Origin of the sequence: Curtobacterium flaccumfaciens, from assembly GCF_004361695.1 — a bacterium.
Taxonomy (GTDB): domain Bacteria; phylum Actinomycetota; class Actinomycetes; order Actinomycetales; family Microbacteriaceae; genus Curtobacterium; species Curtobacterium flaccumfaciens_B.
In genome coordinates this window covers 289,207-310,993 of the sequence record NZ_SNVW01000001.1, presented here as the reverse complement: position 1 = coordinate 310,993, position 21,787 = coordinate 289,207, and the positions used below count along the sequence as shown (strand labels likewise).

General features: G+C 70.1%; 27 protein-coding genes. 14 read left to right on the top strand and 13 right to left on the bottom strand.

All coding sequences use genetic code 11. The features are described 5' to 3' along the window. Positions 1-14 precede the first annotated feature (14 nt). From EDF64_RS01430 to EDF64_RS01410, 5 genes are all read left to right on the top strand, one after another. Positions 15-1,115 (top strand): Gfo/Idh/MocA family protein, encoded by a 1,101-nt coding sequence (locus EDF64_RS01430; protein ID WP_133518317.1) that lies wholly within the window; start codon positions 15-17, stop codon positions 1,113-1,115. Continuing rightward, positions 1,115-1,984 (top strand): sugar phosphate isomerase/epimerase family protein, encoded by an 870-nt coding sequence (locus EDF64_RS01425; RefSeq protein ID WP_133518316.1) that lies wholly within the window; start codon positions 1,115-1,117, stop codon positions 1,982-1,984. Before EDF64_RS01430 ends, EDF64_RS01425 begins: the two co-directional genes overlap by 1 nt. Then, on the top strand, positions 1,981-3,093 hold the full coding sequence (locus tag EDF64_RS01420) for a transaldolase family protein (RefSeq protein ID WP_133518315.1): 1,113 nt from the start codon (positions 1,981-1,983) through the stop codon (positions 3,091-3,093). The genes EDF64_RS01425 and EDF64_RS01420 overlap by 4 nt, the downstream gene beginning before the upstream one ends. 5 nt (positions 3,094-3,098) lie before the next feature. Beyond that, the gene (locus EDF64_RS01415; protein ID WP_133518551.1) at positions 3,099-4,292 is read left to right on the top strand and encodes a Gfo/Idh/MocA family protein; all 1,194 of its coding nucleotides are present in this window, start codon (positions 3,099-3,101) and stop codon (positions 4,290-4,292) included. 123 nt (positions 4,293-4,415) lie between these two features. After that, complete coding sequence (locus EDF64_RS01410; protein ID WP_133518314.1) at positions 4,416-4,823, top strand: tautomerase family protein; 408 nt, start codon at positions 4,416-4,418, stop codon at positions 4,821-4,823. 5 nt (positions 4,824-4,828) lie between these two features. Here EDF64_RS01410 and EDF64_RS01405 read toward each other — a convergent pair whose 3' ends face one another. The 4 genes from EDF64_RS01405 to EDF64_RS01390 form a co-directional block, all read right to left on the bottom strand. Then, positions 4,829-5,587: a GntR family transcriptional regulator gene (locus tag EDF64_RS01405; RefSeq protein ID WP_133518313.1), complete on the bottom strand. Its 759-nt coding sequence runs from the start codon at positions 5,585-5,587 to the stop codon at positions 4,829-4,831. Positions 5,588-5,696: 109 nt separating this feature from the next. Next, entirely contained in the window at positions 5,697-6,182 is a 486-nt protein-coding gene (locus tag EDF64_RS01400) for an SRPBCC family protein (RefSeq protein WP_133518312.1), read from the bottom strand. A 92-nt stretch (positions 6,183-6,274) separates the two neighbouring features. Beyond that, complete coding sequence (locus tag EDF64_RS01395) at positions 6,275-6,910, bottom strand: exonuclease domain-containing protein (protein ID WP_133518311.1); 636 nt, start codon at positions 6,908-6,910, stop codon at positions 6,275-6,277. Positions 6,911-7,000: 90 nt separating this feature from the next. Further along, complete coding sequence (locus EDF64_RS01390; protein WP_133518310.1) at positions 7,001-7,474, bottom strand: hypothetical protein; 474 nt, start codon at positions 7,472-7,474, stop codon at positions 7,001-7,003. A 107-nt stretch (positions 7,475-7,581) separates the two neighbouring features. On the opposite strand from EDF64_RS01390, the gene EDF64_RS01385 reads away from it, so the two are divergent. The 3 genes from EDF64_RS01385 to EDF64_RS01375 all read left to right on the top strand — a co-directional run bounded on the left by EDF64_RS01385 (position 7,582) and on the right by EDF64_RS01375 (position 9,444). Then, a complete protein-coding gene (locus tag EDF64_RS01385; protein ID WP_133518309.1) occupies positions 7,582-7,788 on the top strand; it encodes a hypothetical protein in 207 nt (68 codons plus the stop codon). Positions 7,789-7,849: 61 nt separating this feature from the next. Further along, on the top strand, positions 7,850-8,923 hold the full coding sequence (ychF, locus tag EDF64_RS01380) for a redox-regulated ATPase YchF (protein ID WP_133518308.1): 1,074 nt from the start codon (positions 7,850-7,852) through the stop codon (positions 8,921-8,923). A gap of 59 nt (positions 8,924-8,982) precedes the next feature. Next, positions 8,983-9,444, top strand: coding sequence for a phage tail protein (locus EDF64_RS01375; protein WP_133518307.1), 462 nt, complete (start codon positions 8,983-8,985; stop codon positions 9,442-9,444). A gap of 368 nt (positions 9,445-9,812) precedes the next feature. Here EDF64_RS01375 and EDF64_RS01370 read toward each other — a convergent pair whose 3' ends face one another. Next, complete coding sequence (locus EDF64_RS01370) at positions 9,813-10,283, bottom strand: nucleotidyltransferase domain-containing protein (RefSeq protein WP_133518306.1); 471 nt, start codon at positions 10,281-10,283, stop codon at positions 9,813-9,815. Between the two features lie 90 nt (positions 10,284-10,373). Here EDF64_RS01370 and EDF64_RS01365 point away from each other — a divergent pair, with 90 nt between their 5' ends. Continuing rightward, entirely contained in the window at positions 10,374-10,835 is a 462-nt protein-coding gene (locus EDF64_RS01365; RefSeq protein WP_133518305.1) for a hypothetical protein, read from the top strand. Between the two features lie 56 nt (positions 10,836-10,891). On the opposite strand, the gene EDF64_RS01360 is transcribed toward EDF64_RS01365, so the two are convergent. Continuing rightward, complete coding sequence (locus EDF64_RS01360) at positions 10,892-11,179, bottom strand: hypothetical protein (RefSeq protein WP_133518304.1); 288 nt, start codon at positions 11,177-11,179, stop codon at positions 10,892-10,894. A gap of 389 nt (positions 11,180-11,568) precedes the next feature. Between EDF64_RS01360 and EDF64_RS01355 the strand changes: the two genes are divergently transcribed. Next, positions 11,569-13,269, top strand: a complete 1,701-nt coding sequence (locus EDF64_RS01355) for a cell wall-binding repeat-containing protein (RefSeq protein ID WP_166645553.1) — start codon at positions 11,569-11,571, stop codon at positions 13,267-13,269. Positions 13,270-13,299: 30 nt separating this feature from the next. Here the strand turns inward: EDF64_RS01355 and EDF64_RS01350 are convergent, their stop codons facing one another. The 3 genes from EDF64_RS01350 to EDF64_RS18475 all read right to left on the bottom strand — a co-directional run bounded on the left by EDF64_RS01350 (position 13,300) and on the right by EDF64_RS18475 (position 15,271). Beyond that, positions 13,300-13,911: an HD domain-containing protein gene (locus EDF64_RS01350; RefSeq protein WP_133518302.1), complete on the bottom strand. Its 612-nt coding sequence runs from the start codon at positions 13,909-13,911 to the stop codon at positions 13,300-13,302. 83 nt (positions 13,912-13,994) lie between these two features. Further along, positions 13,995-14,771, bottom strand: coding sequence for an isocitrate lyase/PEP mutase family protein (locus EDF64_RS01345; protein ID WP_133518301.1), 777 nt, complete (start codon positions 14,769-14,771; stop codon positions 13,995-13,997). Positions 14,772-14,890: 119 nt separating this feature from the next. Beyond that, positions 14,891-15,271, bottom strand: coding sequence for a hypothetical protein (locus EDF64_RS18475; protein ID WP_243736193.1), 381 nt, complete (start codon positions 15,269-15,271; stop codon positions 14,891-14,893). A 289-nt stretch (positions 15,272-15,560) separates the two neighbouring features. On the opposite strand from EDF64_RS18475, the gene EDF64_RS18470 reads away from it, so the two are divergent. From EDF64_RS18470 to EDF64_RS01330, 3 genes are all read left to right on the top strand, one after another. Then, positions 15,561-16,205 (top strand): hypothetical protein, encoded by a 645-nt coding sequence (locus EDF64_RS18470; protein ID WP_243736192.1) that lies wholly within the window; start codon positions 15,561-15,563, stop codon positions 16,203-16,205. Then, positions 16,202-17,590, top strand: a complete 1,389-nt coding sequence (locus tag EDF64_RS01335; protein ID WP_133518300.1) for a DUF4041 domain-containing protein — start codon at positions 16,202-16,204, stop codon at positions 17,588-17,590. The genes EDF64_RS18470 and EDF64_RS01335 overlap by 4 nt, the downstream gene beginning before the upstream one ends. A 146-nt stretch (positions 17,591-17,736) precedes the next feature. Then, a complete protein-coding gene (locus EDF64_RS01330; RefSeq protein ID WP_133518299.1) occupies positions 17,737-18,936 on the top strand; it encodes a MalY/PatB family protein in 1,200 nt (399 codons plus the stop codon). An 84-nt stretch (positions 18,937-19,020) separates the two neighbouring features. On the opposite strand, the gene EDF64_RS01325 is transcribed toward EDF64_RS01330, so the two are convergent. After that, entirely contained in the window at positions 19,021-19,743 is a 723-nt protein-coding gene (locus EDF64_RS01325) for a methyltransferase domain-containing protein (RefSeq protein WP_133518298.1), read from the bottom strand. Between the two features lie 404 nt (positions 19,744-20,147). Here EDF64_RS01325 and EDF64_RS01315 point away from each other — a divergent pair, with 404 nt between their 5' ends. Then, positions 20,148-20,525, top strand: a complete 378-nt coding sequence (locus EDF64_RS01315) for a hypothetical protein (protein ID WP_133518297.1) — start codon at positions 20,148-20,150, stop codon at positions 20,523-20,525. Positions 20,526-20,553: 28 nt separating this feature from the next. Here EDF64_RS01315 and EDF64_RS01310 read toward each other — a convergent pair whose 3' ends face one another. The 3 genes from EDF64_RS01310 to EDF64_RS01300 are packed head-to-tail and all read right to left on the bottom strand — an operon-like array spanning position 20,554 to position 21,771. Next, positions 20,554-20,742: a hypothetical protein gene (locus EDF64_RS01310; protein WP_079238408.1), complete on the bottom strand. Its 189-nt coding sequence runs from the start codon at positions 20,740-20,742 to the stop codon at positions 20,554-20,556. A 17-nt stretch (positions 20,743-20,759) separates the two neighbouring features. Further along, positions 20,760-21,215, bottom strand: a complete 456-nt coding sequence (locus EDF64_RS01305) for a GNAT family N-acetyltransferase (protein WP_133518296.1) — start codon at positions 21,213-21,215, stop codon at positions 20,760-20,762. A 58-nt stretch (positions 21,216-21,273) separates the two neighbouring features. Next, positions 21,274-21,771 carry a GNAT family N-acetyltransferase gene (locus EDF64_RS01300; RefSeq protein ID WP_133518295.1) on the bottom strand — a complete coding sequence of 166 codons (498 nt, stop codon included), beginning with the start codon at positions 21,769-21,771 and terminating at the stop codon, positions 21,274-21,276. Positions 21,772-21,787 lie beyond the last annotated feature (16 nt).

Genomic DNA, 21,787 nt, shown 5'->3' with positions numbered 1-21,787 from the left:
ACAGGAGAGCCACCATGAGCACCACTGACAACCTCCGCGTCGCCGTCGTCGGCGCGGGCGCGATGGGCAGCGACCACATCCGTCGCATCACGTCGACCATCGCCGGCGCCGACGTCGTCGCGATCGTCGACCCCGACACCGGGCGCGCCACGGCCGCTGCCGAGAAGGCGCCCGGTGCGATCACCGCCGCGTCGTTCGAGGAGGCGCTCGAGCGCACCCCGATCGACGCGGTCATCGTCGCGACGCCGGGGTTCCTGCACGAGCCGGTGCTCGTGCCGGCGATCGAGCGCGGACTCGCCGTCCTGTGCGAGAAGCCGCTGACGACCTCCGCCGAGGACTCGCTGCGCATCGTCGAGCTCGAACAGTCGAAGTCCGACCGTCCGAAGATCCAAGTCGGGTTCATGCGCCGGTTCGACAAGGGCTACCAGGAGCTCCGCGCCCTCCGCGAGTCCGGGTCGAACGGCGCCCTGCTCGCGCTGCACCACGCGCACCGGAACCCGACCACCCCGCCGAACTTCAGCGAGTCGATGCTCATCCACGACTCGGTGATCCACGAGATCGACATCATCCCGTTCATCACGGGCGAGGCGATCACGAGCGTCGAGGTCAAGAAGCCGCGCAGGAACTCGCTGGCGCCCGCCGACCTGCCCGAGCCCCAGTTCGTGCTGTTCACCACCGAGTCCGGCACCATGGCGATCGTCGAGATCAACGTGAACGCCCAGTTCGGGTACCAGGTCACGACCGACGCCGTGTTCGAGTCGGGCGTCGCCTACATCGGCCGCGAGACGTCGCTCACCCTCGTGTCGCAGGGCGTTTCCGGTCAGGGCGTCACGCCGTCGTTCGTGGAGCGCTTCGGCGCCGCCTACGACGAAGAGGTCCAGCGCTGGGTCGACGCGGCGAAGCAGGGCGGGATCGACGGCCCGAGTGCCTGGGACGGCTACACGGCGTCCGTCGTCGCCGAGGTCGCGGTCCGCGCGCAGCAGTCCGGTGCGCTCGAGCAGGTGACCTACGCCACCGCGAAGCCGGCCTTCTACGAGGCCGGGTCCACCACGCTGGCCCCGGCCGGTGCCGGCGCGTCGGCCGGAGCCGGCGCCTCGGCTGTCGCGGGGGCCTGATGCCGAAGATCGCCCTCGACCCCACCCCGTTCCACCACGACCTGTCCCTGCTGGAGTTCCCGCAGAAGGTCGCCGACCTCGGGTACGAGTACCTGCAGCTCACCCCGCACGCGGACTTCATCCCGTTCTACCGGCACCCGAAGGCCGACGACGACCTCGTCGACGCGTTCGCCGCCGCCTGTTCCGCCGCCGGCGTGCAGGTGGCGAGCGTCCTCCCCGTGCTCCGCTGGTCCGGCCCGGACCGCGACGCCCGCGAGGCCGCGGTGCGGAAGTGGAAGCGGGTCATCGAGATCACGAAGCGCCTCGGCGTCGACACGATCAACACGGAGTTCTCCGGTCGTCCGGAGCACCCCGAGGAGTCCGAGGACGCCTTCTACCGGTCGATGGAGGAACTGCTGCCGATCATCGAGGACGCCGGCATCCGCGTGCTCATCGACCCGCACCCCGACGACTTCGTCGAGGACGGGCTCGAGGCGCTGCGCGTGATCCGGGGCCTGAACTCGAAGCACGTCGGGTTCGTCTACGTCGCGTGCCACACCTTCCACTACGGCGGCAACATGGACGAGGTCATCGACGCCGCGGGTGACTCGCTCCAGCTGGTGCACGTCGCCGACGCGTACGACCACCGCCGGTCGCACGGCCTCCGCTACATCACGAACCCTCCCGGCAACGCGGTGCGCGTGCACCAGCACCTGCCCGTCGGCCAGGCGGACGTCGACTTCGACGCGTTCTGGGACGCCCTCGACCGCGTCGGCTTCACGGCGCGCGAGGACACCGTCGCCGTGTCGAGCGTCTTCGCCGAGGACGAGAACGCCGACGAGGTCTCCCGCTTCCAGCTCGACACGATCAAGAAGGGACTCCACCGATGACCGACACCCTCGCCGCACCGGCGTCCACGGACACCGACACCCGTCCGGTCACGCTGCAGGCAGCGTCGCAGACGGTGACCGCGCTCTGGAACGACTCGGCGGACCCGCGCGAGCTGTCCACGGCCATCAACGAGTACGGCGCCGTCGGCGCGACCTGCAACCCGGTGATCGCGTACACGTGCATCCAGCAGGACCCGGCGACGTGGGAGCCCCGGATCCAGCAGATCGCCGAGGAACACCCGACGGCGGGGGAGTCCTGGATCGGCTGGAAGGCCGTCGAGGAGCTCTCCATCGCGGCCGCCGCACAGCTCCTGCCGGCGTTCGAGGCGTCGGGTGGGCGCAACGGCCGTCTGTCGATGCAGACCGACCCCCGCCTGCACCGCGACGCCGACGCGCTCGTCGAGCAGGCCGTGCGGTTCTCGGGTCTGGCACCGAACATCATCGTGAAGATCCCCGCCACCAAGGTCGGCATCGCCGCGATCGAGGAGGCCGCGTACCGCGGTGTCTCGATCAACGCGACCGTGTCGTTCACGGTGCCGCAGGTCGTCGCCGTGGGCGAGGCCATCGAGCGGGCCCTTGCCCGTCGCGCCGCCGACGGACTGCCCGAGCAGGAGTTCGGGCACGTCGTGACGCTCATGGCGGGCCGCTTCGACGACTGGCTGAAGACCGTCGTCAAGCGCGACCACGTCATGATCGACCCGGGGTACCTCGAGTGGGCCGGCGTCGCCGCGGTGAAGAACGCGTACCGCGTCTTCCAGGAGCGCGGGTTCCACTCGCGCGTGCTCGTCGCCGCCTTCCGGAACGCGCTGCAGTGGTCGGAGTTCCAGGGCGGTGACCTCGTGGTCTCGCCGCCGTTCCAGTGGTCGAAGGACATCAACGACAACGCGTTCCCGTTCCGTCCGGACGCGATCGACGACGAGGTGCCCGCACACGTCCTCGACGCGCTCCGTGCCGCGACGCCGGAGTTCGCCCGCGGGTACGACGTCGACGGGATGACCATCGACGAGTTCGACCGCTTCGGGGCGACGGTCACGACCCTCCGGCAGTTCCTCGACGCGGACGCCAAGCTCGACGCCCTCGTGCGCGACATCCTCGTCCCCGCCGCATGACCGGCATGGACACCATCGGCGTCGGCCTCGTCTCCGTCGGCTGGATGGGACGCCTGCACTCGCGGGCCTACCGTGCCCTGCCCGACCACTTCCCCGAGCTCGGCGTCCAGCCCCGGCTGGTCGTCGCCGCCGACCCGATCGAGGCGGCGCGTGAACAGGCCGTCACGCGCCTGGGCTACGAGCGCGCCGTCGCCGACTACCACGAGGTCCTCGCCGACCCGGCCGTCGACGTCGTCTCGATCTGCTCGCCGAACTTCCTGCACCGCGAGATGGCCGTCGCCGCAGCCGCAGCGGGCAAGCCGTTCTGGATCGAGAAGCCGATGGGCCGGTACGCCAGCGACTCCCGCGAGATCCACGAGGCGGTGCAGCGCGCCGGCGTCATCACGAGCGTCGGCTTCAACTACCGCCACGCGCCCGCGATCGAACGGGCACGGGAACTCGTCCGGAGCGGCCGCCTCGGTCGGATCACGAACGTCCGTGGATCGCTCCTCGCCGACTACTCGTCCGACCCCGCCGCACCCCTGACCTGGCGCTTCGAGCGTGAGCGTGCGGGTTCCGGCGTCCTCGGCGACCTGCTGTCGCACGGCCTCGACCTGGCGCAGTACGTGGTCGGACGGATCGCCAGCGTGACTGCGCTCGCCGAGACGGTCATCGCCGAGCGTCCGCGCCCGGCAGCGGGGATCGTCGACCGCAGCGCTGCCGCCACGGGCGAGCTCGGACCGGTCGAGAACGAGGACTACGCCGCACTGCTGTTCCGCTTCGACGACGGCGCGGTCGGCACCATGGACTCCAGCCGGGTGATGCGCGGTCCGCACGCCGAGTACACCTTCGAGGTCTACGGCACGAAGGGCTCCGTGCGGTGGGACTTCCAGCGCCTCAACGAGCTCGAGGTGTACCTCGACGGGCAGGAGGTCGACGGGTACGCGACCCACTACGTCGCGCCGGGGGACGGCGAGTTCGCCCGGTTCCAGCCGGGTGCCGGCACTGCCATGGGGTACGACGACCTCAAGACGATCGAGGCCGCGCAGTTCATCGCCAGCGTCCGTCGTGGTGAGCAGCTGGCGCCGTCGGTCGCGGACGGGCTGGCGGCCGCGTCGATCGTGGAAGCGGCCGAGGCGTCGCTCGCCGACGGGGCGTGGCACGACGTCGCGCGCGTCGACGGACCGCTCACCTACGCGGCGGCGACACCCGTGCTCTAGACGGTCGCCCCACACGGACTGGAGGCGCGGTGCCAGCTGGCACCGCGCCTCCAGTCCGTCTGGTCACCACCGCACCATCCATGTTAGTTTGTCAGGACAAAGTCCCGAACTGCAGGAGGCACCATGCCGCTCGTCCGTATCGACCTCGCCACCGGGCGCACCCCGGAAGCCGTCCGCGCCATCGCCGACGCAATCCACACGGCCATCGTCGACGTGTACGGGATCCCGCTGCGCGACCGCTTCCAGATCGTCACGGAGCACCCGGCGGGTCAGATCATCGCGGAGGACGCGGGGCTCGGCTTCGAGCGCACCGACGGCGTCGTCATGATCCAGGTCTTCACGCAGCGCGGCCGGACCGACGATGCGAAGACGACGCTCTACGCGGCGATCCACGACGCGTTGGCGGCCGTCGGCGTCGCGTCCGAGGACGTCTTCATCGGCTACGTCGAGAACGGGCCGCAGGACTGGTCGTTCGGGTTCGGGCGCGCGCAGTACGTGACGGGCGAGCTCGGGGTGCCGTCGCCGGCCTGACGGGCCTACTTGTCGACGAGGGTGACCTCGAACGAGTAGCGGTCGGGGCGGTAGCAGTGCACGCCGTACTCGACCGCGCGACCCGAGGCGTCGTACGCCGTCCGGCTCATCGTGAGCACCGGGTCGCCGTCCTCGATCTCGAGCAGGCTCGCCTCGTCGTCGGTCACCGCGCGGGCGCCGATCCGCTGCTTCGCGACGCGCATGGTGACGCCACGGCTGCGGAGGAGCTGGTACAGCCCGTGGGACTGCAGGTCCTCGTCGGTGATCTCGAGGAACTCCGGGGGCAGGTAGTTCTCGAGGATGGCCATCGGGACGTCCTCGGCGAAGCGGACCCGGCGGATGTGCGCGACCGTGGTGCCGGGCTCCACACCGAGCGCCTCGGCCACGACGTCGGACGCCGGCACGTCGTTCCGTTCCAGCAGCGTCGTCGCCGGTCCCTGCGATCCCTGCGCGAGGTCGTCGTAGAGGCTCGTCAGCTCGACCTTGCGGGTAACCGGGCCGTGCACGACCTGCGTGCCGATGCCGCGACGGCGGACCAGCAGTCCCTTGTCGACGAGGTCCTGGATCGCCCGACGGATCGTCGGCCGGGACAGCCCGAGCCGCTCGCCGAGCGCGATCTCGTTCTCGAGCCGTGCGCCGGGGGGCATCGCGCCGGAGCGGATCGACTCCTCGATGCGCGAGGCGACCTGGAAGTAGAGGGGCATCGGACCCGACCGGTCCAGGTCCATGAACAGGTCGGACGGCAGCTGGCCATCGTTGGTCATCGCGGTCCTTCGGGAAGTGCGGGTTGCGGCGCCGTGCGTTCGGCAGCGGTGCCGAGGGAATGTCGTGACAATACCACCGGGGGTCGTGCGCCCCGACGAGCCACTCCCGTCAGCGCTCCACTGCCGCCCGGAGCTTCGCGAGTCCCTTCTCGAAGTCGCCGCCGATGAGCTTGTCCATGTCGATGAACACCCCCATCACGCGCGATGCGAGGTTCTGCGGGCTCGTCATCGACCACACCACGCGAGTCCGGCCCGCGTTCGCGTCCGTGTGCTCGTTCGCGTTCTCGGTGAGTCGGAACGTGCAGGTGCTCGAGGACTTGAAGGGTGCCGTGAAGCGGAGGTCGAGGCCGACCTCTGTTGGGGCGATCCGCGTGACGGTCATGTCGCCCGCACCTGCCTTGCGGTTGCCCTTCCACGCGTACGTCGAGCCGACCGATCCGGGCTCGCCGCCGTAGGTTCGCTGCAGGTTCGGGTCCTGCCCCTCCCACGGTGACCACTCGACCCACCGGTGCAGGTTCGCGAGGAGGGGCGTGATCGCGTCTGCCGGTGCCGCGATGACGGTCGACCGTTCGATCGTCGAGGTCTTGTCTGCCATGTGGCGACAGTAGTGCGGCGGGGCCCATCCGGCACCGGTTCGGCGTCGATCAGGACGCTAGCCAGCGGCCAGCGGCCGGCAGACGGCTGCCGTCAGTCGGCGAAGATCATCGGGCGGTTCGACAGCCGGGGCTGCGCCGCCGAACGCGGCTTCTCGGCGCGGACCCGGACCGGAGCGATCGTGACGCGGGTCGCCGCGCCGAGCGCCTCGACCGTGTCGGCCCCGTGGTACCCGGCGGCGTGCACGACGATCGCGGCGCACGCCTCGGCGTCGGCCGCTGCGTCGTGGTGCTGGAAGCCCTCGTAGCCCGCGGCCCGCGCCGCCATCGGCAGCCGGTACGAGTCGAGCGTGTAGGTCTTGCGGGCGACCTGCAGCGAGCACATCGAGTGGTGCTCCCCGAGGGCGATGCCGGTCGCCGAGCAGCCACCGGCGATGACGCCCATGTCGAAGCGGGCGTTGTGCGCGACCAGGACGTCACCCTCGGCGAAGGCGACGATGTCCGGGTACTGCTGCTCCCACGACTTCGCGTGCACCACGTCCGAGGCGACGATGCCGTGGATCCGGGTGTTCCACTCGAGGAAGGCGTCGTGCCCGAGCGGTGGACGGATGAACCACGACGCCCGTTCGACGACCTTGCCGGAGCGGACCTTGACGAGTCCGACCGAGCAGGCGCTGGCGGGCGAGCTGTTCGCGGTCTCGAAGTCGATCGCGGTGAAGTTCAACGGCACGTTCCCGATGGTCGCACGCAGCGCCGACATCGCCGGAACCCGCCCCGGCGTTGCGCGCGCTCCTCAGCGACGGAGAACCGGGCCCGCTCCTCAGCGACGGCGGACGCGGCGGGAGCCCCGCTGTCGGCGTGCGGTCAGGCGCCAGGTCGCGCTCCGCCGGGCACGCTGCTCCGCCCAGTACGGCGCGAGGACCGTCCCGACCAGCTCGAACGCGAGCGCGGCCGCATCGAGCCGCCAGCGCTTCGGGAGTGCCTCGACGTGGGCGGTGACGGCGGACAGGAACGCCTCGGCCGTGTCCGCGGTGATCGGGGGGAAGGCGACGTCGGACGGCGGGAAGACCATCCGGAAGTCGTCCTCGGCGCCGTGGTCGATCGAGTCGTCCTCCGGGTCGTAGTCGACGAGGACGTCGGCCTCGAGTTCGGCGAGTGCGTCGTGCAGGGTCTCGAGCTCGGTCGGCGGGAGCTCCTCGAGCGCCGCGATCGTCTCCGCGGTGAAGTACCGCCGTTGGCCACGAGCGTCCATGCCCATCGAGTGCACACCGCGCCGGTCACGTTCGAACCACATCGACGTCCTCCATCCGTGTCGTCCCGACCACGCTGCCACGTCCCGGGGTCGCGTGTGCCCCGGACGCGGCAGTTCCCTCGCTCCGGCCACCGCCGTACGCTGCGGTCATGGGCGAACCGCGGGACCTCGACGAGCTGCTCACCGGCGCCCAGGTCGTCGACGCACCCGCGCACACGGCGCGACGGGCGGTCGGCCTCGGCATCGGGTTGGTCACCCTCGGCGCCGCCGTCGCGGTCGCGGTCACCACCGGCGGCTTCGCTGCGCTCGCCACCGTCGTGCGAGCAGCCATGGCGAGCTGGGCGGACCAGTTCTGAACGAGCGGGCCTGGAGGCACGGGTCGGCCCCGACAGGCGGCCGCCGGTAGGCTGTCCTCCCGTGGCACTCACCATCGGAATCGTCGGTCTCCCGAACGTCGGCAAGTCGACCCTGTTCAACGCCCTGACCAAGAACCAGGTCCTCGCCGCGAACTACCCGTTCGCGACGATCGAGCCGAACGTGGGCGTGGTGAACCTGCCCGACCCCCGCCTGGACCAGCTCGCCGAGCTCTTCCGCTCGGAGAAGACCGTGCCCGCGCCGGTGTCGTTCGTCGACATCGCCGGCATCGTCAAGGGCGCCAGCGAGGGCGAGGGCCTCGGCAACAAGTTCCTCGCGAACATCCGCGAAGCCGACGCCATCGCGCAGGTCGTCCGCGGGTTCACCGACGACGACGTCGTGCACGTCGCGAACAAGGTCTCCCCGAAGGACGACCTCGAGGTCATCAACACCGAGCTGATCCTCGCCGACCTCGAGACCATCGAGAAGGCGCTGCCCCGCTACGAGAAGACGGTGAAGCTCAAGCAGGCCGAGCCGATCGTGCTCGAGACCGCGAACGAGGCGAAGGCAGAGCTCGAGAAGGGCACGCTGCTCTCCGCGACCTCGATCGACCTGTCACCGATCGCCGAGCTCGGGCTGCTCTCCGCCAAGCCGTTCATCTTCGTCTTCAACGTCGACGAGGCGATCCTCACCGACGAGGCCCGCAAGGCCGAGCTGGCCGCGCTCGTCGCCCCCGCCCAGGCCGTCTTCCTCGACGCCCAGGTCGAGTCCGAGCTCATCGACCTCGACCCGGCGGACGCCGCGGAACTCCTCGAGTCGACTGGCCAGACCGAGTCCGGCCTCGACCAGCTCGCTCGCATCGGCTTCGACACCCTCGGCCTGCAGACGTACCTCACGGCCGGCCCGAAGGAGTCGCGTGCGTGGACGATCGGCAAGGGATGGAAGGCGCCCCAGGCTGCCGGTGTGATCCACACCGACTTCGAGAAGGGCTTCATCAAGGCCGAGGTCATCTCGTTCCAGGACCTCATGGAAGCCGGCTCCATCGCCGAGGCCCGTGCGCACGGCAAGGCCCGCATCGAGGGCAAGGACTACGTCATGCAGGACGGCGACGTGGTGGAGTTCCGCTTCAACAACTAGCCCGAACGGCACGGCCCTGGCACTAGGTTGGCGCTGAGCCGCACAACCAGGAGGCCTCCATGTCGTACGTCGTCGACTTCGAGAACGTGTCCACCGTGGGGGTCGAGTCCTCGCCGGTCGCGGACGCACTCGCGGGACTCCGGGCCAACGAGGCGCGGTACTTCAAGAACAAGTTCGACCACCGCTTCACGACGCACCCCGCCGCCGATGTCCCCGACCTGGTCGACTACGTCGCGCGGGTGCTCGATGACGAACGCGACATCGTCATCGCGTCGAAGCCGCTCGAAGCCACTGAAGTGCTCGTCGACGGCGTGCGGTGGACCTACGTGTTCTGCGAGTCGGGCCTCGCCGTGAACGTGCTCTACACGCTCGACCCGGGCGGGAAGCGGGCCGTCGGCTTCAAGCTGTCGGACGGCATGGACGTGCCCAGTGAGCTCGACGCCTTCAAGTTCGCGCGGCAGAAGTCGAAGCTCGCCGGCACGATCCGCGGCTCGTACTTCGTCGTCAAGGGCGACTACTGAACCTGGTGGAGGTACAACATGTTTGGCGCTGCCCTCCCGATCGACCACGCTTGTCCGACCATCAAGACGATCGGCAGGACCTGGGCTATGACGGTGACGACGTTGACGAAGAACACGATGCACGGCCTGTTCGTCGGGCTGACCGGGGACGCGTCGCGTGCCCGGGCCATGCGGATCCTCCTTCAGGCGAAGCGTGCGACTGCAGCGGAGGCGAGGGCACAGGCCCAGGGGCAGGGGCAGGCGGCAGTGACCAGAAGGTCTTCGCGTACGCACTGAGTGGGTGTTCGCAGGTCATCAGCGCCACGCGGCGCGGGACGTAGCTGGAGCTCGACGGATCGTTCCCAGCTCCACATGCGGTCGTAGTCCGATCAGAGTCGCACCGCGTCGTCGAGGACGTGCCCGAAGTTCGGATCGTGCGCGAGGTCGTCGTCCTCGACGAGCAGGTCGACGGGGAACCCGGTGAGCTGTTCGACCTCGTGAGCGAATCCTCCGAGGTCGAAGAGCGTCGCGCCGGGGGCAAGGGAGACGAGGAGGTCGATGTCGCTGCGTTCCGTGTCGCGGCCGTGCGCCGCCGACCCGAAGACCCGCACATCGGTCAGGCGGTAGCGCTCTGCCAGCGCGAGGATGCTCCGAGCGTGCAGTGCGAGCGGGATGCTCGGGCGCAGTCTCGCGGCAGTGAGCATCAGCGCGAGCACCTGCGGTGACGGGCACGCGACGTCTTCCTCGTACTGCCGCACGGCTTCGGTGGTGATGCCGACGCCGACGGCCAGGTCCTCGAGCGACATCGCGATGTCGTCTCGTGCAGCGCGGATCAGGCTGCCAGGTGAGACCGGGGTCATGATCGGACCGTAGCGCGGGTTCTGGCCGTTGCACGCACATGTTGAGTGCACGCGCACCCGCCGCACCTACCGTCAGGCGCGGGAGGCATCGTGAAGTACATCAACTACGACGGCAGCATGATCTTGACGGGTGACGCGATCGCCGACGCGGTCCTCGACTACGCGGCGATCCTCGGCGCCAACAGCAGGACGGACACGGTGGCGATCCCGGCGGTCGCCGACGACGGCTCGGTGACCCGGACCACCGTGTTGCTCGGGCCGGCGAGCGAACTGACGCTCAGTGCCGCTCCGGACGACGAACTCGAGCCCGAGGACTCGGCGTTCATCCGCCACCTGCGGGACGCCGCCCAGCGTGTGGGCGACGAGCTCCCGGTCGACGCTGACGGGGGCCATCGGTTCCGCGGCGCCGACGGCCCGGACGACGGCGGCCCACGCGGCGGCGAACCGGCCAGCCGCGGCGGCGAACCAGCCCGCGGCGGCGAACCAGCCCCCGGCGGCGAACCAGTCCCCGGCGGCGAACCGGCCGGCGGCGGAGACGACCGCACCCGCTGAGACGACGGAAGCCGCCGAGCGCTGCTCGGCGGCTTCCGTGGTGTGGAGCGTGTGGCTCAGGCGGCGAGGGCCAGCTCGCCGGCGCGGACGCGCTGCGCCTGCACGAGCGTGCGGCTCGCCTCACCGCGCCACGAGCGGCCCGGCACGGTCCAGCCGGCCTCGCCGTCGATGTCCACGCGGGCACCACGGGTGATGAAGAGACCGAGGTCGTCGGCCGGGATGCGGACGAGGTACTCGCGCTGCGAGCGCTCGTCGCGCACACCGAACTCGGCGATGCGGTCGGGGGAGACGGACGGCGCCGCGAGTGCGGTGCCGGTGATGGTGATTCGTTCGTTGCTGGTCATGGTGTTGCGGTACTTCCTGGTCGTTCGGCGCCAGGGCGACTCGGTGTCGGCGGACGTCTGAGTCCGGCGCGACGCATCGAGTGCGGGGCGCGCACGTCGAGTTTCAACGTGCAGCTCGTCCGTTCGGATCGAGCGGGGGTCTCGCGGGAATGCGACTCGGGTGAGTCGGCTTCGAGACGGGTCGGTGTGCGCGAGTCAGATGGGTTCGCTGCAATGCACCAAACGACCACTATACGGCGTCGACCGCGCTGTGTCCAGGCCGGATGTCGGATCACCCGCGAACGGGGGAATCCGGTCGCCGTGCCGTGCTCGGTACAGTCGATGCGCGCAACGGGCCAGGGGGACGGCCGCCCGGCGCGGTGATCGTGGCCGCCCCTGACAGGACCGTCATGGCGATCAGACGCCTCACCCCCACCGTTGCGCTCATCGCCGCGGTCGCTGCCGCGCTCGTCACGGTGACCGCGGTCGAACCAGCGGTCGCCGTCCCGAGCACCGGCACGGTGTCCGGCGTGGTGACGTCGTCCGGCCGACCGGTCGCCGGCGCACACGTGACGCTCGTCCGCTCGGGCCGGGCCACGCACTTCTGCTCCCTGGCGTGCAGCACGACGGGCGAGGACGTCCGGACGGACCGTGCTGGTCGGTACACGCTGCGGTCCGTGCCGAACGGCGCCTACGCCGTGCAGGCCGACACGTTCGAGGCCGGCGATGCGACCTCGTACTCCGGCGGGGCGTCCTCGTTCGAGTCGGCTCGCCAGGTGACGGTCGCCGGACGGACCGTCGCGGGCATCGACGTGCAGATCGCTGCGGAGGCGACGGTCTCCGGCGACGTCGTCGCGGCCGATGCGAACGCCACGCGCGGGTCGGTCCGTGCACGGTTGTGGGCGCAGTACCGCGGGCACTGGCACGTCATGCGCGACGCCTCGTACGACCCCGGGTCGCACGCGCCCGCCCTGCCGCAGACGCAGACGGTGTCGCCGTTCACCGTCGGACGGGTCGCTGCCGGAACGTACCGGCTGCAGCTCGTCCCGGAGGACTCCGACACGACCGGCACCGTCGCGGGCTGGTGGGGCGGGACGAGCCTCGCCACCGCGAAGTCGTTCACGGTCGCGGCCGGCCAGCACCTCGACCGGATGGACGTCACCGTCGGCTCCACGACCTCGGCGCCTGCCGATGCGTCGACGCTCATCGCCGGCAAGGACCTCTGGTCCACGAGCGTGGGGATCGTGCAGCGTGGGGTCGCCGACGGCGTGTACGCGCAGCACGGCACCGTGTTCGTGGTCTCCGGGCAGTACCCGACGGACGGGCTGTCGGTCGTCCCGGCCGCGGCACGGCACCACTTCCCGATGCTCCTGACGCCGGCCGCCGCACTGCCGTCGGCGACTCGGGCCGAACTCGTCGCGCTCGCCCCGGCGAAGGTCGTCCTGGTGGGCGGGACCGCTTCGGTCTCCGCGAACGTCCTGCGGCAGGTGCACTCGGCCGTGCCGCGCGCAGCGGTCTCCAGGATCGAGGGGCGCGACCGGTACGAGGTGAACCGGCGGGTGAACGACGCCTTCTTCCCGGGGACCCAGGCCGTCGCGACCTTCGTGGTCGGCACCGGGACCACCGACCTGCTCGCCGCCGTGCCCGCAGCCGGCACCGACGCGCAGCCCGTCGTCCTGCTCCGCCCCGGCACGCACCCGGACGCCGCGACACGCACGTTCCTCCGGGCGCACCACGTCGACCACGCCACGCTCGTCGGCTCGCAGAAGGGGACGTCGCCCGACTACCTGGCCGACCTCGACACCGCCGGGGTCAGCACGATCGACACGGTGCTCGGACCGGAGCCGGGAGCGGTGTCCGCGGGCGCGGCGACGAAGCTGACGGGGACGGCCGACACGGCGTACCTCGTCTCCGCGAAGAGCCTGCCGGACGGGCTCGCCGCGGCCGCGCTCGCCGGCAGCGAGGGTGCCGCCGTCCTCCAGTCGTCGCCGACGTGCCTCCAGCCGTCGGTCGCGCAGACGATCGGTTCACTCGGCGTGCACCACGTGGTGCGGATCGGCGGTCCGTCGTCGCTCAGCGCTGGCATGGCGACGCTGCCGCGCTGCCGCTGACGTCGCCACGTGCGGACGGGAGGCGCGGGTTCAGGACCCGAGGAACTCGTCCCACCGCGCGCCACCGGCAGCGACGTTCCCCGAGCCGTCCAGACGAGCAGCGGACGACGACGGCTTCCGTTCGGCCTGCTCGTGGATCAGGCCGTCGAAGGTCGCCGAGAAGTCGAGTCGGGGGACCGCCGCGGTGACGGTTCGCAGGGCAGCCGCGTCCCACCGGTCGAACCCCGCCCCGGAGACGTCGAGCGAGGTCGCGACCTCGAGCAGGTGCCCCTCAGCGTCCAGCGCAGGGTCGACGGACGTCCACATGTGTCGCTCGACGATCTCACCGACGCGACGGGCACGTCCGGCGTCCCAGCCAGCGCCGAGCGCGAACACGGAGCCGACGGCGCCGCCGGCGTCCTCGAACGGCACCGCGTGGGCGTCGAAGGACGGCGTCACGCCGAGGTCGTGCAGCATCGTCGCGACGAACAGCAGCTCACGGTCCGGGTCGAGCCCGATGCTCGGGGCGAGCAGGGACGCCCACGCCCACGAGCGCAGGCAGTGGTTCACGAGCGCCGGCGACGACCAACCGCGCACCACGTCGAGCGCACGCGCCGCGACGGGAGAGGGCGGGGTCAGCAGCGAATCGACGTCCAGGCTCATGGCACGACAGTAGCGGCCAGCAACCGCCGGACGGCCTGGAGGCGCGGTGCCAGCTGGCACCGCGCCTCCAGGCCCAGGGCGGTTCAGTTCAGGGTCGGGGTGTCCTCCGGCACGACGCCACCGCCGTACAGGTCGGTCGCCAGGTCGCGGAGCGCGCGCAGCGCGACGCGCTGCGTCAGCGGCCCGTAGGAGATGCGGGCGACTCCGAGTGCCTCGTACTCGGCGGCGGGGAGCGCTCCCGGCAGCCCGATGACGGACAGCTTGCCGCGGCCGAGGCCCTCGACGAGCCGTTCCACCACGGAGCGCTCGATCGCGCCCGGCACGAACACCAGGGCGGCGCCGTTGTCGAGGAAGGCCTTGCCGCGGGCGATCGCGTCGGCGATGCTCTCGTCGATCGGACGGTCGCCACCACGGGCGATCGCGTCGGTGCGGGCGTTCAGCTGGAAGTCGATGCCCTCGGCCTGCGCGGCAGCGGTGATGGCTGCGACGCGGGCGACCGCCTCGTCGAAGGGGCGGAGGCGGTCCTCGACGTTCGCGCCGACGATCCCGGCGCCGATCGCGCGACGGATCGTCTCGGCGGGGTCCTTGTAGCCATCGTCCAGGTCGGCGGTGACGGGCAGGTCGGTGGCGGCGGCGACGGTGGCCGCGCCGGCGAGGGCCAGGTCGAGGGGCATGCCGCCGTCCTCGTAGCCGTACGAGGCGGCGATCGAGTGTCCGGCGGTCGCGATCGCCTTCGTCTCGGGCAGGTCGCTGACGACCTTGGCGCTGATCGCGTCCCAGACGTTGACGACCCGGAGGATCTCCGGGGCTTCGTGCAGGTGCTTGAGGGTGACGGCCTTGTCGGCGGTGCTCGTGCTCATGCAGCCGACAGTAGGCCGACGGGGCGGCCCCCGGTCCAGCGGACATTTCGTTCATCGGCCGCTCTGGGCCGGGTAGCGCGGACTTCGACGATCGCTCGCGTCATGAGGCGGTTGAAGTTTCACTCTTGGATAGGCTCCTTCTGTCGACGGCAGGGAGAGGTCCAGAAGTGGCACGAAAGCGCGGATTCTTCGCGGAGATCCAACATCAGCAGCGAGTAGCGCAAGCCCACGCCGCTCGTGTTCAACGACAGCAGGTGGCGGCCGTGCGCCAGCAGGCGGCTGCAGTCGCTGCCGTTGAGCGAGCACGGGCGCAAGCAGAACGCGCGAATGCTGCTGCGGCTCGTGCCACGGACGCGGAACGGAAGCGGCTGGAGCGAGAAGCACAGGTGGCCTACGGGGAGGCCCGCAAGGCCGAGGCTGAGGAGATGAACGCTCGCATCCAGGAAGTCAATGACGACATTGCGGGACTGCTCGCCGCCACGCTCGACGTTGACGATCATGTCGACCTCGAGGAGCTCAAGCGCACGGTGGCTCACCCCCGTTCCCGCACCCCGATCTCGAAGTGCCGAGGCCTCGCCCGCTTCCTCTGGTTCTCCCTCCGCAGCCGATTTGGCAGGAGCCTCCGGTTCCGAAGGGAGTGTTCGGCAAGAAGAAGAAGCACGAACAGGTGAAACAGGAGTGGTGGGCAGGGTTCCAGCCGCTTCGGCAGAGTGGGAGGCTCTTCGCTCCTCGCTCCCGGAGCGGCAGGCGGAAGCCAACCGGCAGCATGACGCCGTCGAGCAGCGTCGGGTGGAACTCCTCCGAGCGGAACGTGAGCGCTACGACGCGGAGTGCAGACTCCGTGAAGCCGAGGTCGCCGAGCACAACGGCGAAATCGACGCGCTCATCGCAGGTCTGGGCTACGGCGTGACCGAAGCTGTCGAGGAGTACGTCGACATCGTGCTCGCCAACTCGGTGTACCCGGACACCTTCGAAGTGACCCATCAGGCTGAGTTCGACGCGAGCACTTCGGAGGTGTTGCTCCGAGCCATCGTCCCTGCACCCGACGCGGTGCCCGGTGTCAAGAGCTATCGCTGGGTGAAGGCGACCGACGACATCGTCGGGAGCCCTGCAACCAAGAAGGACATCAACGAGCGATATGGCGACGCCCTGGCTCAGGTCGCGTTGCGCACTCTCCACGAGGTGTTCGAAGCGGATCGTCGCGGGATCATTCAGACCGTGGGCCTGCAAGTCGGGCCAGCAACGAAGGACCCAGCAACAGGTCTGGATCGCTTCTTCCCGCTTGTCGCTGTCAGCGCTTCGCGAGACCAGTTCACCCAGTTCGATCTCGGGGCCGTCGTGCCAGCCGCAACTCTCGACCTCCTCGGCGCTGCCACATCGAAGAATCCCGCTGCGCTGACCGTCGTTGACCCGAGCGGAGTGCGGCGCTCATGAGCGCCGAACGTCGCTTCAACCCTCCTCCCGGCTGGCCGCCCGTACCGGCGGGCTGGACACCACCCTCCTCGTGGACGCCTCCTGCTGACTGGCCGCCTCTGCCCGATGGATGGCAGCTCTGGCTCGACGGTCCAGAAGGAGAGCCGTTGAACGGGCCGCCGGCGTCCGTCGACGCGAGCAGCGTCGGGACTGATCGAGGGCCTCTTCGCTCCAACGCCCCCGGCGAGCGTCGAGTAGCTCTCGCCGAGTCGTCCGAGATCGACGAGCGTGATGCGACTATCAGGGCGCTCGAACTCACGATACGTGATCTCCGCGAGGCGCTCGGCTCGAATGATGTCGATCAAGATGTCCCACTCGACGACGATCGTGTGCTGCAGGCGGTCGGTATCTACCGCTACCATCATCCGCTTGAAGATGCTGCCGCCTACAAAGAACGCTTGAAGGACATCGAAGGTCGGATCGCCGATCTCGTCCGCTCCGGTCGAGCGATCGAACGGTCAAACATGTTCACGTTTGACAATTCGCTCGCGAAGGGACGCAAGATGTCGGACGACCTTTCAAAGCTGATGCTGCGCGCCTACAACGCCGAAGCCGACAGCTCCGTCCGCTCGCTTCGCGCTGGCAACGTTGAAACGGCCAAGAGACGACTCGAGAAGTCCCGCGACGCGATCGCCAAACTCGGTTCGATGATGGAGATGCGGATCAGCCCGGCTTTTCACGCGCTCCGGGAAGAGGAGGTGGAGCTCACCTCCGACTGGTTGATGAGGAAGCAGGACGAGCGCGAGCGAGAGCGCGAGGAACGTGCCCGGCTGCGAGAAGAGCGCCGTGTGCAGCAGGAACTCGACGCTGAACGTGAGCGGCTCGACAAAGAGCGCGCTCTCATCGAACAGACGATCGCGCAGCTCCGTCTGAACGGTCAAATCGACCCTGATCTGGAGCGACGCCTCCTCGCAATCGATGAGGCAATAACGCAGAACGACTTCCGTACTGCGAACATCAGGGCCGGTTACGTTTACGTCATCTCCAACCGAGGGGCCTTCGGCCCCGACGTGGTGAAGATCGGATTGACCCGTCGCCTCGAGCCGCTGGAGCGGGTGAGTGAGCTGAGTGGCGCGTCGGTGCCGTTCCGCTTCGACGTCCACACGATCTACTTCTCCGAAGACGCCGTCACTCTCGAGACCGAACTCCACCGGCACTTTGCGTCGCGTGCTTTGAACCAAGCGAACTCGCGAAAGGAGTTCTTCTTCGCGACGCCTGCTGAGGTCCGGGACGTCCTGATGCAAAAGGTCGGTGCGCTCCTGGAATTCCGCGAGGACGCTGAGGCCCTTGAGTACCTGCAGTCGGTCGGCTCCTGGCCGCGACGCAGTGAAACTGCGCTCACGTAGCGAGCAGAAGTCATCGAGTGGGTCGCGATCAGTCGACCATCCGTCGTCCAGCGCAGGTAGGCCGACGGGGCGGCCCCCGGCCGCAGCCGGACCCGCAGACGACGCGGGATGACGTCCGGACTCGCGCCGCGCCTCCAGTCCGATGCATGCTGGGACGCATGGCGAGCGACGAGCAGGACCCGGTCGGCACGCTCCGCGGGGTCCGGACGAGCATCAAGTGGACGCGCTACGCGCCGGACGTGCTGCCCCTGTTCGTCGCCGAGATGGACCACGAGGTCGCCCCGGCGATCCGGCAGGCCCTCATCGAACGGGTGCAGCAGTCGGACCTCGGGTACCTCGACGGCCCCGGACCGCTCGCGCCGGCCTTCGCCGCGTTCGCGAAGGACCGATGGGACTGGGACGTCGATCCGGCTCGCGTGTACCTGGCCACGGACGTCAGCGTGGGCATCGTCGAATCGCTCCGGCTCGCGCTCCCCGAGGGCGGCCGTGTCGCGATCACGCCGCCGGTGTACCCGCCGTTCTTCGAGCTCGTCGAAGAGGCCCGATGTCAGGTCGAGGAGGTCCCGCTGCTCGAACAGTGGGGGCAGTACCGGCTCGACCTCGAGGGCCTCGAGCGCGCCTTCGCGGACGGGGTCGGCGTGTTCCTGCTCTGCAACCCGCACAACCCCGTCGGACTCGTGCACGACCGCGCAGACCTCGTCGCGATCGCCGAGCTGGCGGCGAAGTACGACGTCCTCGTCATCAGCGACGAGATCCACGCACCCCTGACGCACCCCGGAGTCGCGTTCACGCCCTTCGCAGCGGTGGCCGAGCCGGCCGGAGCGCGGAGCGTCTGCGTGACGAGCGCGAGCAAGGGCTGGAACCTCGCCGGCGTGAAGTGCTCGATCATCGTCGCGGGTGACCCCCGCACGGCAGCCCTGCTCGACACCCTGTGGGAGGAAGTGGCCTGCCGCACGAGCATCCTCGGGCTGCACGCGAACCTCGCGGCGTTCACGGTGGCGACGGACTGGCTGGACGACGTGGTCGCCCGGATCGTCGCGAACGAACGACTGCTCGCCAAGCTGCTGGCGGAGCACCTGCCCGGTGTCGTCTACACGCGCCCGCGCGCCGGGTACCTCGCGTGGCTGGACTTCCGGGGCATCGGGCTCGGGGACGACCCCGCCGTGCCGCTGCGCGAGCACGCCTACGTGGCGCTGAACTCCGGGCTCGGGTTCGGGTCGCAGGGGCGCGGCTTCGCGCGGCTCAACCTCGCGTGCTCGCCGGACACCCTGCGCGAGGCGGTGCTGCGGATCGCGGCGGCCTACCCGTCGAGCGCGCAGGAGGGGCTGGTCTGGCACGTCGCGTAGCGACGCGGGTTGCCCGTCGGCCGGTCGGGTGTCGGCTCGGCCGGCTGTCGGCCCGTCGGGTGTCGGCCTGGAGGCGCGGGGCGGCTACTCGGGTCGGCGCGCCTCGATCAGGTGGCGGGCCGAGTACGCCACGAACGGCCCGTCGCGCTGGATCAGCTCGTGCAGGTCGCGCAGCCGATCGCGGTAGCGCTCGACGCTGAAGTCCGGCACCCACCAGATCACCTTGCGCAGCAGGTAGACCACCGCGGCGACGTCGTGGATCTCGATCCGCGTGCGGGCGGTGCGGAGGTCGACGATCTCGAGCCCTGCGGCACGTGCGGCGGCAGCCTCGTCATCGTGGTGGCGCCCGCGACGCTCGACGGGCTTCGGACCGAGGAAGAACTCGATCAGTTCGAACGCGCTCGCCGGTCCCACGTGCTGCGCGAGGTAGCTGCCGCCCGGACGGAGCACGCGCGCGATCTCGTCCCAGTGGATCGCGGCCGGGTGCCGGCTCGTCACGAGGTCGAACGCGGCGTCGGCGAAGGGCAGGGGCGGCTCGTCCGGATCGGCGACGACGACCACGCCACGCGGGTGCAGGTGAACGGTGGCAGCCGCGATGTTCGGCGGCCAGGACTCGGTCGCGACGGCGGTCGTCGGGTACGCCGGGGCCTCGGCGAGCCGCGCCAGGCGTTCGCCGAGCAGTCGGGCGTAGCCCCACGGCGGACGTTCCTCGGTCGCGCGGCCGTCGAGCCACGAGAAGTCCCAGCCGGTGACGTCGGCGGCCTCGCCGATCGCCAGGAGGTCGTCGAACGTGTCGGTGGTGCGCATGCTCCCCATGGTGATCGAACCGGTGGCTGGCAGCCAACTCGTTCCTCCACAGCCGTGTCATCGAGTGCGCTGATCCACAGACCTGTCCGCTCGTTCTTCGCCACGGCAGCCCGTCAGGCACCGTCGGCACATGACCACTCCACGACCCGTTGTGTCTCGTCGCGGTAGGCAAGCTTGCCTAGTTCCGATTGGACACGTACGGTGAAGCGGGTCGACCTGTTGGACCGGCTCGCACGACTTGCCGCACGAGACGGAGTCGAGTTCGTGTTCTCGCGCCATGGAGGGCGCCATGACCTCTTCCGGTTCGGGGATCGTCTGGTTGTCGTCCCACGGCACCGCGAGCTGCGGGAGCGGACGGCGCAATCCATCGTCAGGGAATGTGAACGAGAGAGAGGGACTCGGGAATGAGTCGACACGTCATCCGTGCGGAGCGCGACGGGAAGTGGTGGGTCATCTCGATCGACGGAGTGGTACGCACCCAAGCGCGGCGCGAGCGGGACATCGAGCTCACGGCCCGCGATTGGCTCGCACTGATGCACGACCGTGACGCCGGATCGTTCGAGCTCGACGTCGAGCTCGCCATGCCCGAGGCTGCCCGTGCGCACCTCGATCGTGCTCGGGTCTTGCGGGAAGCCTCTGAACGTGCTCGGGTGGAAGCCGCGCGGGAGACCGCGGCCGCGGCGCTCGTGCTGCACGAGTCCGGCCTGACGGTCCGGGAGATCGGCCCGCTGCTCCACGTCTCACACCAGCGCGCGCAGCAGCTCGTCGCAGCCGCGCGCTGAGCCGGCGCGGGGTCAGTCGTCGGCAGGGTCAGTCGTCGACGTACTGGTTGCGACCGACGACGCGGATGCGCAGGTCGTCGGTGCGGTCCATCGCGAGGAACTCACGGGACACGAACCCGACGGACGGCCACCGCGTGACCTCGGTCACCAGGATCCCGTCGATGAACACCTGCCACGCGCCGCGCTCTCGCACGGCCTGGACCTCGTACGTCGCCATGCCGCGAGCGTACCGGCTCAGCCCACGCGCTTCGCGTAGTACCGCACGGTGGGGACCTCGCCGGACGGGGTGCACCAGTCGGCGGGTCCGCGGCCGGTGAGGCACCAGCCACGACGCTCGTAGAGCCGCCACGCAGTCGGCGACTCCTCCGTCACGTCGAGGCGGACGTGGGTCCCGGGGGCGCCCCGTTCGGCGGCGTCGAGCAGGGCGTCGGCGATGCCCTTGCCACGGTGGGCCGGGTCGACGAACAGCCGTGTCACCTCGGGCATGCGACCGGGCGCGGGCACTGCGACACCGACGTGTCCGACCACCTGGTCGTCGTCGATCGCGACCCAGGCGCCGAAGAGGCCCTCGGGGGAGATCCAGTCGCGCGGGGCCTCGGGCCAGTCGGTCGGGTACCCGACGCCGTACGCGCGCCGGAGCACCTCGACCAGTGGGTCGAGATCGGTCTCGGCGCGCTCGTGGATCCGCATCTCGTCGGACGCTATCGGTCGGCGGTCGCCGATGGTCAGTTTCCGGCGAGATCCGCGGTCAGAGTTCCAGCGCCATGTGCACGTCCGCGCGGACGTAGGGGCTCGGCGCGACCTCGTCGTGGCCGAGGTGCCGGAAGCCGAACGCCTCGTAGAGGTGCACCGCGCTCGCGAGCTGCGCGTTGCTCTCGAGCACGACCCGGTGCGCGCCGAGTGCCCGAGCCCGGTCGAGCGCGACGGCGATGAGCTTCCGGCCGGTGCCGTGGCCCTGGTGGTCGGGCGAGACCGCCATCTTGACGAGCTCGAACACCCCGGGGCCGACGGGTGCGATCCCGATGCAGCCGATGACCGGGCCGTCCTCGCCGAGACGGGCGACGAATGCGGCGCCGCCGGGTTCGACGATCTGCCCGACCGGGTCGCCGAGGAGCTTGCGGTCCTCGTCCTCCAGCGCGAAGAACTGGCTGATCCAGGCTTCGTTGAGGACTCGGAAGGCCTCGGCGTCGGCGGTCGAGGCGATGTCGGTGATGGTGAGGGCGTCGGCGGTGGTCGCATCGGGCATGCATCCATCCTCGACT

Coding starts and splice junctions, on each gene's coding strand:
- EDF64_RS01430 (WP_133518317.1), top strand. CDS start 15: ATGAGCACCACTGACAACCTCCGCGTCGCCGTCGTCGGCGCGGGCGCG.
- EDF64_RS01425 (WP_133518316.1), top strand. CDS start 1,115: ATGCCGAAGATCGCCCTCGACCCCACCCCGTTCCACCACGACCTGTCC.
- EDF64_RS01420 (WP_133518315.1), top strand. CDS start 1,981: ATGACCGACACCCTCGCCGCACCGGCGTCCACGGACACCGACACCCGT.
- EDF64_RS01415 (WP_133518551.1), top strand. CDS start 3,099: ATGGACACCATCGGCGTCGGCCTCGTCTCCGTCGGCTGGATGGGACGC.
- EDF64_RS01410 (WP_133518314.1), top strand. CDS start 4,416: ATGCCGCTCGTCCGTATCGACCTCGCCACCGGGCGCACCCCGGAAGCC.
- EDF64_RS01405 (WP_133518313.1), bottom strand. CDS start 5,587: ATGACCAACGATGGCCAGCTGCCGTCCGACCTGTTCATGGACCTGGAC.
- EDF64_RS01400 (WP_133518312.1), bottom strand. CDS start 6,182: ATGGCAGACAAGACCTCGACGATCGAACGGTCGACCGTCATCGCGGCA.
- EDF64_RS01390 (WP_133518310.1), bottom strand. CDS start 7,474: ATGTGGTTCGAACGTGACCGGCGCGGTGTGCACTCGATGGGCATGGAC.
- EDF64_RS01385 (WP_133518309.1), top strand. CDS start 7,582: ATGGGCGAACCGCGGGACCTCGACGAGCTGCTCACCGGCGCCCAGGTC.
- EDF64_RS01375 (WP_133518307.1), top strand. CDS start 8,983: ATGTCGTACGTCGTCGACTTCGAGAACGTGTCCACCGTGGGGGTCGAG.
- EDF64_RS01370 (WP_133518306.1), bottom strand. CDS start 10,283: ATGACCCCGGTCTCACCTGGCAGCCTGATCCGCGCTGCACGAGACGAC.
- EDF64_RS01360 (WP_133518304.1), bottom strand. CDS start 11,179: ATGACCAGCAACGAACGAATCACCATCACCGGCACCGCACTCGCGGCG.
- EDF64_RS01355 (WP_166645553.1), top strand. CDS start 11,569: ATGGCGATCAGACGCCTCACCCCCACCGTTGCGCTCATCGCCGCGGTC.
- EDF64_RS01350 (WP_133518302.1), bottom strand. CDS start 13,911: ATGAGCCTGGACGTCGATTCGCTGCTGACCCCGCCCTCTCCCGTCGCG.
- EDF64_RS01345 (WP_133518301.1), bottom strand. CDS start 14,771: ATGAGCACGAGCACCGCCGACAAGGCCGTCACCCTCAAGCACCTGCAC.
- EDF64_RS18475 (WP_243736193.1), bottom strand. CDS start 15,271: ATGATCGTCAACGTCGAGCGTGGCGGCGAGCAGTCCCGCAATGTCGTC.
- EDF64_RS01335 (WP_133518300.1), top strand. CDS start 16,202: ATGAGCGCCGAACGTCGCTTCAACCCTCCTCCCGGCTGGCCGCCCGTA.
- EDF64_RS01330 (WP_133518299.1), top strand. CDS start 17,737: ATGCTGGGACGCATGGCGAGCGACGAGCAGGACCCGGTCGGCACGCTC.
- EDF64_RS01325 (WP_133518298.1), bottom strand. CDS start 19,743: ATGCGCACCACCGACACGTTCGACGACCTCCTGGCGATCGGCGAGGCC.
- EDF64_RS01315 (WP_133518297.1), top strand. CDS start 20,148: ATGAGTCGACACGTCATCCGTGCGGAGCGCGACGGGAAGTGGTGGGTC.
- EDF64_RS01310 (WP_079238408.1), bottom strand. CDS start 20,742: ATGGCGACGTACGAGGTCCAGGCCGTGCGAGAGCGCGGCGCGTGGCAG.
- EDF64_RS01305 (WP_133518296.1), bottom strand. CDS start 21,215: ATGCGGATCCACGAGCGCGCCGAGACCGATCTCGACCCACTGGTCGAG.
- EDF64_RS01300 (WP_133518295.1), bottom strand. CDS start 21,771: ATGCCCGATGCGACCACCGCCGACGCCCTCACCATCACCGACATCGCC.